Genomic DNA, 14,505 nt, shown 5'->3' with positions numbered 1-14,505 from the left:
CAAAATACTGACATCTGCTTCTACAGCAGGAATAAATGGAAGGAAGTGCCAAAATGGCAAAGCTCACCGCTGAAGAGCTCATTGATGCTTTCAAGGAACTAACCCTCGTTGAACTGTCCGACTTCATCAAGAAGTTCGAGGAAGAGTTTGATGTTGAGGCTGCCGCTCCGGTTGCCGCTGTTGCTGCAGCTCCGGCTGCTGGTGGCGAGGCTCCGGCTGATGAGGCTAAGACCGAGTTCGACGTCATTCTTGAAGCTGCTGGCGACAAGAAGGTCCAGGTCATCAAGGCTGTTAAGTCCATCACGGGCGAGGGCCTGAAGGACACCAAGGACAAGGTTGAGGGTGCTCCGACCACCATCCTTTCCGGTGTTTCGAAGGAAGACGCTGAGAAGGCTAAGGCTGACATCGAGGCTGCTGGTGGCACTGTCACCGTTAAGTAGTTTCTAGCTCAAGCTACTAAGGAGCGCGTGAGGGGTTTCCTCGCGCGCTCCTTTTGTATTGGCAGCGCTACATTTGTTGGTTTGATTCGCGATGTCGGTTTCAACCATTGGGGTGGTGGACGGCATGGTACACGCTTTGGCGAAAGTGATGAACTGCACGCGCCGAAGGGTAGAGTTTAGTAACCCCTGTTAGATATTCTGATCATTACGCCTGTATCCGAGGTGTACTATGCCTGCACGCAATTAATGAATGCGCTGAGCGTGGGTTGGGCATGGATCACACGAGGGGTTCGAGGCGTGCGCGCTGATTATTAGTAAAGCAGGGAAGGATCCCCTTTGGCTGCACAGAGCGAATCTGCCGCAAAGCACACGAATAAACGAATTTCTTTCGCGCAGTTGCGCGAGCCGATGCAAGCGCCAAACCTCCTTAGCCTCCAGGTGGAGAGCTTCGAGTGGCTACTTGGAACTGACGAGTGGCGTGAGCGGGTTGAGAAGGCGAATGCTTCTGGCGCTCAGAAGCTACCTACGACCTCGGGGTTGGAGGACATCTTCGCGGAGATTTCTCCGATTGAAGACGTAGGTAACACGATGGCACTGGACTTCCGCGAGTTCCACTTTGAACCGCCGAGGTACACCGTTGAGGAGTGCCGCGAAAAAGACAAGACGTATGAGGCTTCGCTGTATGTTCAAGCGGACTTCATGAACCAGACTACGGGTGAAATCAAATCGCAGACGGTGTTTCTCGGCGACTTCCCGCTCATGACGGAGCGCGGCACCTTCATTATTAACGGTACTGAGCGTGTGGTTGTGTCCCAGCTTGTCCGTTCGCCAGGCGTCTACTTTGAGGCCGCTGCGGATAAGACTTCGGACCGCACGATCTATTCGTCGAAGATCATTCCTTCGCGCGGCGCGTGGCTGGAATTTGAGATTGATAAGCGTGACGCCGTTGGCGTGCGTATTGACCGCAAGCGTAAGCAACCGGTGACGCACTTCCTGAAGGCGCTCGGCATGACCGAGTCGGAGCTTCGCGTTGAGTTTGAGGACTACCCGGTTCTGCTTGAGACTCTTGAGAAGGACACGGTTACCACTCAGGAAGAGGCACTTACGGATATCTACCGTAAGATTCGTCCGGGTGAGCAAGTTTCGGCTGAGGCCGCGCAGAACTTGCTGAATAATTTCTACTTCACGCCTAAGCGTTACGATTTGGCTAAGGTTGGCCGCTACAAGATCAACAAGAAGCTTGGTCTTGCGGCTGATCTTGACGAGTCCACGCTTCGTTTGGAAGACATCATCGCTACGGTAAAGTACCTGCTTGCGCTACATAAGCGCGGTAATGCAACTGGCCGTGAGCGCGATCAGATTAAGTTCCCGGGCATGCGTGGCGGCGAGCCGGTTTTGCTCCCGCTTGAGTTTGACGACATTGACCACTTCGGTAACCGTCGTATCCGCGCAGTGGGCGAGCTCATTCAGGCGCAGGTTCGCACCGGTATGGCACGCATGGAGCGCACCATCCGTGAGCGCATGACCACGCAGGACATCGAGGCGATCACCCCGACCTCGCTGATTAATATTCGCCCGGTCACGGCTGCTATTAAGGAGTTCTTCGGAACCTCACAGCTGTCGCAGTTCATGGATCAGAACAACCCGCTTGCTGGCCTAACGCACAAGCGTCGCCTCTCCGCCCTTGGCCCGGGCGGCCTGTCGCGTGATCGCGCCGGCATGGAGGTTCGTGACGTTCACCAGTCTCACTACGGCCGTATGTGCCCGATTGAGACGCCTGAAGGTCCAAACATTGGCCTTATTGGTTCACTTGCAACCTACGCGCGTATTAACCCGTTTGGTTTCATTGAGACTCCGTTCCGCGTTGTGCGTGATGGCCGGGTAACGGACGAGATTCACTACCTAACGGCTGATGAAGAGAACGCGCATCCGATCGCACAGGCTTCGGCCGCGCTTGACGAGAACAACCGTTTCGCTGACGAATCCGTGGTCTGCCGTATTGCGGGCGAGGACCCGGCACTGGTTCCAGTTGAAGAGATCGACCTTATGGACGTGTCGGCTCGACAGATGGTGTCGGTTGCTACCGCGGCCATCCCGTTCCTGGAGCACGATGACGCTAACCGTGCTCTCATGGGTGCAAACATGCAGCGCCAGGCTGTGCCGCTCCTTACCACGGAGGCTCCGCTGGTGGGTACCGGTATTGAGCGTCGCGCCGCCATGGACTCCGGCGAGATGGTGACCGCGAAGCGTGCAGGTGTGGTAACCGAGGTTTCCGCTGATCTTGTTGTAGTTATGACGGATGAGGGCGGCTCGGATTCCTACCGCCTGGAGAAGTTTGGCCGTTCAAACCCGGGTAACTGCACCAACCAGATTGTGGCAGTTAATGAGGGAGACCGCGTTGAGATTGGCGATCTGATCGCAGATGGCCCGGCAACGCAGGGCGGCGAGCTGGCACTGGGTAAGAACCTGCTGGTTGCGTACATGTCGTGGGAAGGCCTCAACTACGAGGACGCGATCATTTTGTCGCGTCGCGTTGTACAGGATGACCTCCTCACGTCGATTCACATTGAGGAATACGAGATCGCAGCCCGTGAAACGAAGCTTGGTTACGAAGAGATTACCCGTGACCTTCCGAACGTTTCTGAGGATGCGCTCGCGGATCTTGACGAGCGCGGCATCGTGCGCATTGGCGCCGAGGTTGAGGCGGGCGACATCCTGGTTGGTAAGGTCACCCCGAAGGGTGAGACCGAGCTGACGTCGGAAGAGCGCTTGCTTCGCGCAATCTTCGGTGAGAAGGCCCGCGAGGTCCGTGATACCTCTATGCGCGTGCCGCACGGCGAGTCGGGCATCGTGATTGGTGTTCGCGAGCAGAACGCGGATGAGGATGACCTGCAGCCGGGCGTGCAGCAGAAGGTGCGCGTCTACGTGGCTCAGCGTCGTAAGATCACGATCGGCGATAAGCTGGCGGGTCGCCACGGTAACAAGGGCGTTGTGTCGAAGGTTCTCCCGGTTGAAGACATGCCGTTCCTCGAGGATGGCACGCCGGTTGACATTATTTTGAACCCGCTGGGTGTTCCGCCGCGAATGAACCTGGGTCAGGTTTTGGAGTACCACCTGGGCTGGATTGCCGCGATGGGTTGGGACATTTCCGAGGCCGTGAAGAACGGTGAGAACTGGGCGAAGTACATTCCGGAAGAGGGGATTAAGGCTCCGGCTCGTACGAATGTTGCTACGCCGGTGTTCGACGGTTTGGAGCCAGAGGCTCTGAAGGGCCTGCTCTCGCATACTCTGCCCAACCGCGATGGGGATCGTCTGATTGACGAAAGCGGTAAGGCGCAGCTGTTCGACGGCCGCTCCGGCGAGCCGTTCCCGGGCCGCATTGCGGTTGGCTACACGTACATGCTGAAGTTGCACCACCTGGTGGATGACAAGATTCACGCTCGTTCAACGGGCCCGTACTCGATGATCACGCAGCAGCCGCTTGGTGGTAAGGCCCAGTTTGGTGGCCAGCGCTTCGGTGAGATGGAGGTGTGGGCGCTTGAAGCTTACGGCGCCGCCTACGCTCTGCAGGAGCTCCTCACCATCAAGTCGGATGACATGCAGGGTCGTGTTTCGGTTGTTAACTCGATCGTGAAGGGCGAGGACATCCCGGAGCCGGGTATTCCTGAGTCTTTCCGCGTCCTCATGTATGAGATGCGTTCGCTGTGCTTGAACGTTGAGGCTCTTGACGCTTTCGGCAACGCGATTGATCTTGCTACGCAAAACGATTCGGCGCGTTCAGCTTCGGAGGAGCTCGGCATTACGCTCGATACTCGTCCGAATGCGGGCGCACTGCTTGATGACATTTAGTCCGCCTACCCGCCACCTCGGTTCTTGGTGGTGGCGGGAAGGCGCCTTTGCTGCTCCAGCGGGCGGCAGGGGAGCCGGACCATCCAACGCTGGACCCGGTGTACTACAGAAGGAAACACTTTGATCGACGCCAATGCTTTCGACAAGCTTCACATTGGACTGGCGACTCTTGACGACATCCACGAGTGGAGCCACGGCGAAGTAAAGAAACCAGAAACGATCAACTACCGTACGCTCAAGCCGGAAAAGGACGGTTTGTTCTGTGAGCGTATTTTCGGTCCTACGCGGGACTGGGAGTGTGCGTGCGGTAAGTACAAGCGCGTGCGTTACAAGGGCATCGTGTGTGAGCGATGCGGAGTTGAGGTAGCGCGTGCGGACGTGCGTCGTGAGCGCATGGGCCACATTGAGCTTGCTGCTCCGGTGACGCACATTTGGTACTTCAAGGGCGTTCCGTCGCGCCTTGGATACCTGCTTGATCTTGCACCGAAGGATCTTGAGAAGGTCATTTATTTTGCGGCCTACATGATCACTGAGGTTGATGAGGAGGCTCGCCGCGAGGATCTGCCGACCCTGCGTAACGAGCTTGAGGTTGAGCGCAAGAACATTGAGGCTCGCCGCGAGGCCGACATTAATGCCCGCGCGGAGGCTCTTGAGGCCCGTCTTGCCGAGATGGAAGAGAAGGGTAACAAGCAGGAGACTCGTGACCGCGAGCGCCGCGCTGGTGAGCGTGACATGAACGCGATCCGTCGTGGCTACGAGCAGAGGCTTGCCCGCCTTGAAGAGGTGTGGGATAAGTTCATGAACCTGCAGGTCGGTGACCTGGAGGGCGACGAGCTCATTTACCGCGACATGCAGGCTCGCTACGGCATTTACTTCAAGGGCGCGATGGGTGCGGCTGCTATTCAGAAGCGTCTGCAGTCTTTCGATCTTGAGGCTGAAGCTGAGGCTCTGCGCGAGATTATTGCTACCGGTACTGGTCAGCGTAAGACGCGTGCGCTTAAGCGTTTGAAGGTTGTGAACGCGTTCCTGACTACGGATAACGTGCCAGAGGCAATGGTTCTGGACGCTATCCCGGTGATTCCGCCGGACTTGCGCCCGATGGTGCAGCTTGATGGTGGCCGCTTCGCCACCTCGGACCTCAATGATCTGTACCGCCGCGTGATTAACCGCAACAACCGTTTGAAGCGTCTTCTTGAGCTGAATGCTCCGGAAATCATCGTGAATAACGAAAAGCGCATGCTACAAGAATCTGTGGATGCCCTGTTTGACAATGGCCGTCGCGGCCGCCCGGTCTCCGGTCCGGGTAACCGTCCGCTGAAGTCCCTGTCCGACATGCTTAAGGGTAAGCAGGGGCGTTTCCGTCAGAACCTTCTTGGTAAGCGCGTGGACTACTCGGGCCGTTCGGTCATTGTGGTTGGTCCGCAGTTGAAGCTTCACCAGTGTGGTCTGCCGAAGCAGATGGCGCTCGAGTTGTTCAAGCCGTTCGTTATGAAGCGTCTGATTGAGAAGAAGTATGCGCAGAACATCAAGGCTGCGCAGCGTAAGGTTGATCGTTCGCGCCCCGAGGTGTGGGACGTTCTCGATGAGGTTATTCGCGAACACCCGGTTTTGCTGAACCGTGCACCTACGCTTCACCGCCTTGGCATTCAGGCGTTTGAGCCGCAGCTTATTGAGGGTAAGGCTATTCAGCTACACCCGCTGGTTTGTGGCGCGTTCAACGCTGACTTCGACGGTGACCAAATGGCTGTGCACCTTCCGCTTGGTGCGGAGGCGCAGGCTGAGGCGCGCGTCCTCATGCTGTCTTCGAACAACATTTTGAAGCCGTCTGATGGTCGTCCGGTGACCATGCCGTCGCACGACATGATCATTGGTTTGTACCACCTCACGCTGAACCCGGATTCTTCGATTCCAGTTCCGCGTAATGAGGAGACGGGCGAGCCGATCCTGCCTCACTTCAGCTCTGTTGCCGAGGCAATCATGGCGTTTGACCGCGGTGACCTGCATCTGAATGCGCGTGCGATTATTCGTTTCACGGATATTGTGCCGCCGAAGAACTGGGTTGCTCCGGAAGGTTGGAGCGAGGGCGATCCGATCGAGCTTGAAACCTCGCTTGGTCGTGCCCTGTTCAACGATCTTCTCCCGGTGGAGTACCCCTACGTTGAGGCCGTTGTGAACAAGAAGGTTCTCGGCAAGGTGGTCAACGACCTTGCGGAGCTTTACCCGAAGGTTCTGGTTGCCGAGTCGCTTGACGCACTTAAGGCTGCGGGCTTCTACTGGTCCACTTGGTCTGGCCTCACCATTGCGTTTGATGACATCATGACGCCGCCAAATAAGGGCGAGATTCTTGCCCAGCACGAGGCGGCGGCAGCACGGATTCAGCGCGACTACGAGATCGGTAAGATCACGGAGGACGAGCGTTACAACGCGCTGGTTGAAATCTGGACCACTGCAACTCGCGAGGTTGCAGACGCGATGGAAGAGGCGTTCCCTGAGCGCAACAACCTGTTCCAGATGGTTGATTCGGGTGCTCGTGGTAACTGGGATCAGGTGCGCCAGCTGGCCGGTATGCGTGGCCTCGTGTCGGACCCGAAGCAAAAGCTTATTGAGCGTCCGATTAAGGCTAACTACCGCGAGGGCCTCACGGTTCTGGAGTACTTTATTGCAACCCACGGTGCTCGTAAGGGTCTTGCTGATACGGCTCTTCGTACCGCTGACTCCGGCTACTTGACGCGTCGTCTTGTTGACGTGTCGCAGGATGTCGTGGTGCATGAGGAAGACTGTGGCACTCGTCGCGGTATCAACATGGACATTGCCGAGCTGGACGAAGAGGGCAAGGCACACCGCCTCGACACTGTTGAGACCACTGCTTACGCGCGTACGCTCGCGGCTGACGCGAAGGACGCTGAGGGCAACGTGGTTGCTGAGGCAGGTTCGGATGTGGGCGACGTCTTGATCGACAAGCTCGTGGATGCGGGCATCACCACCATTAAGGTGCGTTCGGTGCTTTACTGTGAGTCCGCTACGGGTACGTGTGCGGCTTGCTACGGCCGTTCGCTCGCGTCGGGCAAGCGCGTAGACATCGGCGAGGCCGTGGGTATTATCGCGGCACAGTCGATTGGTGAGCCCGGTACTCAGCTGACGATGCGTACCTTCCACACCGGTGGTGTTGCATCGGCTGCGGATATTACGCAGGGTCTGCCGCGTGTGCAGGAGCTCTTTGAGGCTCGCACCCCGAAGGGTGAGGCAACGATGGCAGAGGCAGCGGGCAAGGTCCACATCGATGATACGGATCCCACCAACCGCAAGATTGTGATCACTCGTGATGATGGCGAGGCCGACCTTGTGGTTGAGGTTTCGCGTCGCCAAGAACTCCTCGTGGAGGAGGGCGAGCACATCGCGGTTGGCACCAAGCTCACCACGGGTCGTCTGGACCCGAAGAAGATGCTTCGCATCCGCAACAAGTCGGAGACACAGCGTCAGCTGGTTGATGAGGTGCAGGAAGTGTATCGGTCGCAGGGCGTGGACATTCACTCCAAGCACATTGAGGTGATTGTTCGCCAGATGCTGCGTCGCGTCACGGTTCTGGATGATCCGGGCGACACCGAGCTTCTGCCCGGTCAGCTTGTTGACGAGGTCGATTTCAAGCGCATTAACCGTGCAACTGTGGCTCAGGGCGGTCGCCCGGCTGCGGGGCGTCCGGAGCTGATGGGTATCACGAAGGCTTCGCTGGCTACGGATTCGTGGCTTGCTGCGGCTTCGTTCCAGGAGACCACGAAGATCTTGACCGAGGCTGCTATTAGCGCGAAGTCGGATCCGTTGATTGGTCTGAAGGAGAACGTGATTCTCGGTAAGCTCATTCCGGCCGGTACGGGTCTTGCACGCTACAACAAGATCCACGTGGAGCCCACGCCAGAGGCGATGGCTAACGCGGATTACGTTGAGGCTGATTTCCAGGTTGGTGAGGTCGATGAGGCGTTCCTCGCTTCGCTCGACTCGATCGACTTTGGAGCTCCGTTCTCGGATAGCGACTTCCGCTAATCCGGTTTGAACCGCATTTAGATTTCGCCCCCTCTGTGGAGGGGGCGAAACTAATTCATCAGGGCGGTCGGGCGGGAGGGAGTTCTTTAGCGTTTACATTGTTAGATCAGGCACAATAGGCGCGGGTAAAAGGCCTTGGTATTGACCATTGCAGGCAAAAAGCCTTATATTTGACGACGGTGCCCGCGTCGCCGGGTATCCACCGTTCAGATTTTTCTGACAAGTGGGCTCTTTGACTGTTCGTCTGAGCTCCGGACGTCATCCTTAACCCTCACGATATGCGACTGTGAGGCTGTTGGCGGGCCGGCCCCGGCGGACACCAGTGTGTCCACGCGGGGTAGCGCGTAAGCGTTTCGGCGTCGCGATACTAAAAGTTTGTTGTTTAAGGAAGACGGAGAAGTAGTGCCTACCATCCAGCAACTGGTGCGCAAGGGACGCAGCACCAAGCCGGCGAAGGCAGCAACGCCCGCACTGAAGGGAAGCCCTCAGCGCCGCGGTGTCTGCACTCGCGTATTTACCACCACGCCTAAGAAGCCGAACTCGGCTCTTCGTAAGGTGGCTCGTGTTCGCCTTTCCTCGGGTATCGAGGTCACGGCTTACATTCCCGGTGAGGGTCACAACCTGCAGGAGCACTCGATCGTGCTCGTTCGCGGTGGCCGTGTGAAGGACCTCCCGGGTGTTCGTTACCACATCGTTCGCGGCGCTCTCGATACGCAGGGTGTTCGCGGTCGTCAGCAGGCTCGTTCCCACTACGGTGCGAAGAAGGAGAAGAAGTAATGCCTCGTAAAGGTCCAGCTCCCAAGCGCCCTCTAGTTGAGGATCCGATTTACGGTTCGAAGGTTGTTAGCCAGCTGGTTAACCGCGTTCTGCTTGACGGCAAGCGTTCCGTTGCTCAGAAGATTGTTTACGGCGCTCTTGAAGGTGTCGGGCAGAAGACTGAGCAGGATCCGGTTGCGGTTTTGAAGCGTGCGCTTGAGAACATTCGTCCGGCTCTTGAGGTTCGCTCCCGCCGTGTTGGTGGCGCAACCTACCAGGTTCCGGTTGAGGTTCGTTCTTCGCGTGGTACCACTCTTGCTCTTCGTTGGCTGGTTGATTTCTCCCGTCAGCGTCGTGAGAAGACCATGACCGAGCGCCTCATGAACGAGATTCTCGATGCGTCCAACGGCCTTGGCGGCGCTGTGAAGCGTCGTGAAGACATGCACAAGATGGCGGAGTCCAACAAGGCTTTCGCTCACTACCGCTGGTAATCCCAGCTGGGCTCGTAGATCTAACAAGCGAAGGAAACACACGTGGCACAAGAGGTGTTCACCGACCTCACGAAGGTCCGCAATATCGGCATCATGGCTCACATCGATGCTGGCAAGACCACAGTTACAGAACGCATCCTTTTCTACACCGGCATCAACTACAAGCTGGGTGAGACCCACGACGGTGCTGGCACGATGGACTGGATGGAGCAGGAGAAGGAGCGCGGCATTACCATTACGTCCGCTGCTACCACCTGTTTCTGGAATGACAACCAGATCAACATTATTGATACCCCCGGACACGTTGACTTCACCGTTGAGGTGGAGCGTTCGTTGCGCGTGCTTGACGGCGCGGTAGCGGTGTTCGACGGTAAGGAAGGCGTTGAGCCGCAGTCTGAGACCGTTTGGCGTCAGGCTGACAAGTACGACGTTCCGCGTATTTGCTTCATCAACAAGATGGATAAGCTGGGCGCGAACTTCAAGTACTCGGTTCAGACCATTAAGGACCGTTTGGGCGCAACCCCGATCGTCATGGCTTTCCCGATTGGCGCGGAGGCCGACTTCCAGGGCGTTGTTGACATCATGAAGATGAAGGCCGTCTACTTCCCGGAAAAGGATGAGGATGGCAACGATCTTTATGGTGCACGCGTGGTTGAGGAAGAGATTCCGGCGGAGCTTCAGGCTGAGGCTGAGGAGTACCGCGAGGCTCTTATCGAAGCCGCTGCTGAGGCTAACGAAGAGCTCATGGACATTTACCTTGAAGAGGGTGAACTGACCAACGATCAGATTCGCGCTGGCGTTCGTGAACTCACTATTTCTTCGCAGGCTTACCCGGTATTCTGTGGCTCTGCTTTCAAGAATAAGGGCGTTCAGGTCATGCTTGACGGCGTGGTTTCGTACCTGCCTTCGCCGCTGGATGTGCCTTCTGTTAAGGGCACGAAGGTTGGCGATGAAGAGACCGTTATTGAGCGTCACGCAGATGAGAACGAGCCGTTCTCTGCTCTGGCGTTCAAGGTTGCTGTTCACCCGTTCTACGGCAAGCTGACCTACATTCGTGTTTACTCGGGCAAGGTTGCATCCGGCGAGACCGTAATGAACTCAACCAAGGGTAAGCGCGAGCGTATCGGCAAGATGTTCCAGATGCACTCCAACAAGGAAAACCCTGTGGATGTTGCACACGCTGGCCACATTTACGCTTTCATCGGCTTGAAGGACACCACCACGGGCGACACGCTTTGTGCGCAGGACGCTCCGGTTGTTCTTGAGTCGATGACCTTCCCGGATCCGGTTATCCACGTGGCTATTGAGCCGAAGTCGAAGGCGGATCAGGAGAAGCTCGGTACGGCTATTCAGAAGCTGGCCGAAGAAGACCCGACCTTCACGGTTCGCCTCGATGAGGAGACCGGCCAGACGGTTATTGGCGGTATGGGCGAGCTTCACCTTGATGTTCTCGTTGACCGTATGCGTCGCGAGTTCAAGGTTGAGGCTAACGTTGGTGCGCCGATGGTTGCTTACCGCGAGACCATCCGCAAGACCGTTGAGAAGGTTGAGTACACGCACAAGAAGCAAACTGGTGGCTCTGGCCAGTTCGCAAAGGTGATCGTTCGCTTCGAGCCGCTCCCGCTGGATGGCGAGAAGACGTACGAGTTCGGCAACGAGGTCACTGGTGGCCGCGTTCCGCGTGAGTACATTCCGTCGGTTGACGCCGGTATTCAGGAGGCCATGCAGACTGGTGTCCTGGCTGGTTACCCGATGGTTGGCTTGAAGGCTACGCTGCTTGACGGCCAGTACCACGATGTTGACTCGTCTGAAATGGCGTTTAAGATCGCTGGCGCAATGGTGTACCGCGAGGGTGTCCGCAAGGCATCTCCGGTGCTTCTTGAGCCGATCATGTCTGTTGAGGTTCGCACTCCTGAGGAGTACATGGGCGACGTTATTGGCGACCTGAACTCCCGTCGTGGCACCATCCAGTCGATGGATGATGCTTCCGGTGTGAAGGTTGTGCGAGCACTCGTTCCGCTGTCGGAAATGTTCGGGTATGTTGGTGACTTGCGTTCGAAGACGCAGGGCCGCGCAGTCTACTCGATGCAGTTCGATAGCTATGATGAGGTTCCTCGTGCAGTAGCTGAGGAAATCATTGGCAACGCTTCGGGCCAGTAAGAGCCTGATCTAGCCAAAAAGTGGCGTTATAAAGACCACACTAATGAAAACCCTGTAGGAAGTATTCGAAGTCAAGTGTTAGGCTACTTCTAGCACTAAGCTGACAAGAACTTATCTACCCGAGTCCAGGAGGACACAAGTGGCGAAGGCCAAGTTCGAGCGTACCAAACCGCACGTAAATATCGGTACCATCGGTCACGTTGACCACGGTAAGACGACCCTGACCGCGGCGATCACCAAGGTACTGGCTGACAAGTTCCCGGAACTGAACGAGTTCACCCCGTTCGACCAGGTTGATAACGCTCCGGAAGAGCGCGACCGTGGTATTACCATTAACGTTTCTCACGTTGAGTACCAGACCGACAAGCGTCACTACGCACACGTTGACGCCCCGGGTCACGCTGACTACGTGAAGAACATGATTACCGGTGCTGCCCAGATGGATGGCGCTATCCTCGTTGTTGCTGCAACGGACGGCCCGATGGCTCAGACCCGCGAGCACGTTCTGCTTGCTCGCCAGGTTGGCGTGCCGACCCTGGTTGTTGCACTGAACAAGTCCGACATGGTTGATGACGAAGAGATGCTTGAGCTCGTTGAGGAAGAAATCCGCGAGCTGCTCTCCTCGCAGGACTTCGACGGCGACAACACCCCGATTCACCGCGTTTCGGCTCTTAAGGCTCTTGAGGGCGACCCGGTTTGGGTAAAGTCGGTTGAGGATCTCATGGAGACCGTCGACGAGTACATCCCGACCCCGGAGCGCGACATGGACAAGCCGTTCCTCATGCCGATTGAGGACGTCTTCACCATTACCGGTCGTGGCACCGTTGTTACCGGTCGTGTTGAGCGCGGTAAGCTTCCGCTGAACGCTGAGGTTGAGATCCTCGGTATTCGCGAGCCGCAGAAGACCACCGTTACCGGTATCGAGATGTTCCACAAGCAGATGGACGAAGCCTGGGCAGGCGAGAACTGTGGTCTGCTTCTTCGCGGTACCAAGCGTGAGGATGTTGAGCGTGGCCAGGTCGTAGCCATTCCGGGTTCGATCACCCCACACACCAAGTTCAAGGGCCAGGTTTACATCCTGAAGAAGGAGGAGGGTGGCCGTCACAAGCCGTTCTTCACCAACTACCGCCCGCAGTTCTACTTCCGTACCACGGACGTTACCGGCATCATCGAGCTGCCTGAGGGCACCGACATGGTTATGCCTGGTGACACCACCGAGATCACGGTTGAGCTTATTCAGCCGATCGCAATGGAGGCGGGCCTCGGCTTCGCTATCCGTGAGGGTGGTCGCACCGTTGGCTCCGGTCGTGTGACTGAGGTTCTTTCCTAAGTCTGACTGACTTTTAGTTGTGGCCCAAAGCGAACGCTTTGGGCCACAACTTATTTACTCCCCATCACTTTTGCCTGGCACCGTGTTACAAACGCGTGCACGTTTAAGATGGCATGGCTTGACGTCGCGGTTGCTTCTTGATGGGGGAGATGCGTCTCGACCGCAAGTGGTGCTTTTGAGAATCACACCACTAAATTCCAAATCATTTGGAATCAGTGCTTAAATCTGTCAAACTGGTGTGGTTGTGTCCGAACGGGAGTGCTATCTCGGGAGGGCGAACAGTGGAGAGCATGAATGTGCAATCTGCTGAGGGGCTTTATGCTCCATGTTCTTGATCACAAGAAAACGGTCCAGTTCCTCCAATGGGGAGCCACCGCGCGAAGCTGTTTGAAAAAGCGACACGCCCGAGCGCGGGGACCGGTGAGAAGCTGTTTAAGAGAGGTAAGACGGCATGGCGGGACAAAAGATCCGCATCCGGCTCAAGTCCTATGACCACGAGGTCATTGACAGCTCCGCGCGCAAGATCGTCGACACTGTGCAGCGCGCAGGTGCGACGGTAGTGGGCCCGGTGCCGCTGCCGACCGAGCGTAACGTTTTTACGGTTATTCGGTCGCCCCACAAGTACAAGGACAGCCGCGAACACTTTGAAATGCGCACTCATAAGCGCTTGATTGACATCATCGACCCGACGCCGAAGGCAGTTGACTCGCTTATGCGACTCGACCTTCCGGCCGACGTAAAAATCGATATTAAACTCTGAGGAAACCTGCAGACATGACTAAAAACACCAAGCAGGCGGTTGCGCCCGTAAAGGCGCTACTTGGCCGCAAGCTCGGCATGACCCAGGCATGGGATAACGACGGTAAGGTCGTTCCCTTGACGGTTGTGCAGGTGGGCACCAACGTCGTTACGCAGGTGCGCACTGAAGAGACTGACGGCTACTGCGCCGCACAGATCGGATTTGGCGAGATCGATGCTCGCCGTATCACCAAGCCTTTGGCTGGTCACTTTGAGAAGGCTGGCGTTAAGCCTGTCCGTCACCTCGTTGAGGTCCGCACTTCTGAAGCTGATTCGTTTGAGGTCGGCCAGGAGCTCAAGGCGGACGTTTTCGCTGCTGGAGACAAGGTTGATGTTTCCGGTAACACGAAGGGCAAGGGCTTCGCTGGCACGATGAAGCGTCACGGATTCGCTGGCGGTCCCGGCGGCCACGGTGCACACAAGATTCACCGTAAGCCGGGCTCTATCGGCGGTGCTTCGACCCCTGGTCGCGTATTTAAGGGCACCCGCATGGCCGGCCGCATGGGCAATGTCCGTCGTACCATCCAGAACCAGACTGTTTTTGCAGTTGATGCTGAAAAGGGTCTGCTGCTTATTCGCGGCGCCATTCCTGGCCCGAAGAACGCGGTTGTTCTGGTTCGCTCCTCTGTGAAGGGTGCGTGAA

9 protein-coding genes are annotated in these 14,505 nt (G+C 57.0%); all 9 read left to right on the top strand.

Translation table 11 applies throughout. The features are described 5' to 3' along the window. Positions 1-53: 53 nt before the first annotated feature. The 9 genes from rplL to rplC all read left to right on the top strand — a co-directional run bounded on the left by rplL (position 54) and on the right by rplC (position 14,504). Positions 54-440, top strand: coding sequence for a 50S ribosomal protein L7/L12 (gene rplL, locus BQ7114_RS05210; protein WP_072342836.1), 387 nt, complete (start codon positions 54-56; stop codon positions 438-440). Positions 441-848: 408 nt separating this feature from the next. Then, on the top strand, positions 849-4,289 hold the full coding sequence (gene rpoB, locus BQ7114_RS05205) for a DNA-directed RNA polymerase subunit beta (protein WP_407638975.1): 3,441 nt from the start codon (positions 849-851) through the stop codon (positions 4,287-4,289). A 120-nt stretch (positions 4,290-4,409) separates the two neighbouring features. Then, entirely contained in the window at positions 4,410-8,327 is a 3,918-nt protein-coding gene (locus BQ7114_RS05200; RefSeq protein ID WP_072342826.1) for a DNA-directed RNA polymerase subunit beta', read from the top strand. 402 nt (positions 8,328-8,729) lie between these two features. After that, a complete protein-coding gene (gene rpsL / locus BQ7114_RS05195) occupies positions 8,730-9,104 on the top strand; it encodes a 30S ribosomal protein S12 (RefSeq protein ID WP_016444144.1) in 375 nt (124 codons plus the stop codon). Next, positions 9,104-9,574, top strand: coding sequence for a 30S ribosomal protein S7 (rpsG, locus tag BQ7114_RS05190; RefSeq protein ID WP_072342823.1), 471 nt, complete (start codon positions 9,104-9,106; stop codon positions 9,572-9,574). Before rpsL ends, rpsG begins: the two co-directional genes overlap by 1 nt. A 42-nt stretch (positions 9,575-9,616) precedes the next feature. After that, positions 9,617-11,734, top strand: a complete 2,118-nt coding sequence (gene fusA, locus BQ7114_RS05185; protein ID WP_070618155.1) for an elongation factor G — start codon at positions 9,617-9,619, stop codon at positions 11,732-11,734. Between the two features lie 139 nt (positions 11,735-11,873). Further along, a complete protein-coding gene (gene tuf / locus BQ7114_RS05180; protein WP_016444141.1) occupies positions 11,874-13,064 on the top strand; it encodes an elongation factor Tu in 1,191 nt (396 codons plus the stop codon). Positions 13,065-13,515: 451 nt separating this feature from the next. After that, entirely contained in the window at positions 13,516-13,824 is a 309-nt protein-coding gene (gene rpsJ / locus BQ7114_RS05175; protein ID WP_016444140.1) for a 30S ribosomal protein S10, read from the top strand. Between the two features lie 14 nt (positions 13,825-13,838). Further along, positions 13,839-14,504 (top strand): 50S ribosomal protein L3, encoded by a 666-nt coding sequence (gene rplC, locus BQ7114_RS05170; RefSeq protein ID WP_072342821.1) that lies wholly within the window; start codon positions 13,839-13,841, stop codon positions 14,502-14,504. The last annotated feature ends 1 nt before the right edge of the window (position 14,505 follow it).

This window comes from Actinomyces urinae, assembly GCF_900119695.1.
Lineage (GTDB): Bacteria > Actinomycetota > Actinomycetes > Actinomycetales > Actinomycetaceae > Gleimia > Gleimia urinae.
This window is presented reverse-complemented; position numbering and strand designations above follow the sequence as displayed.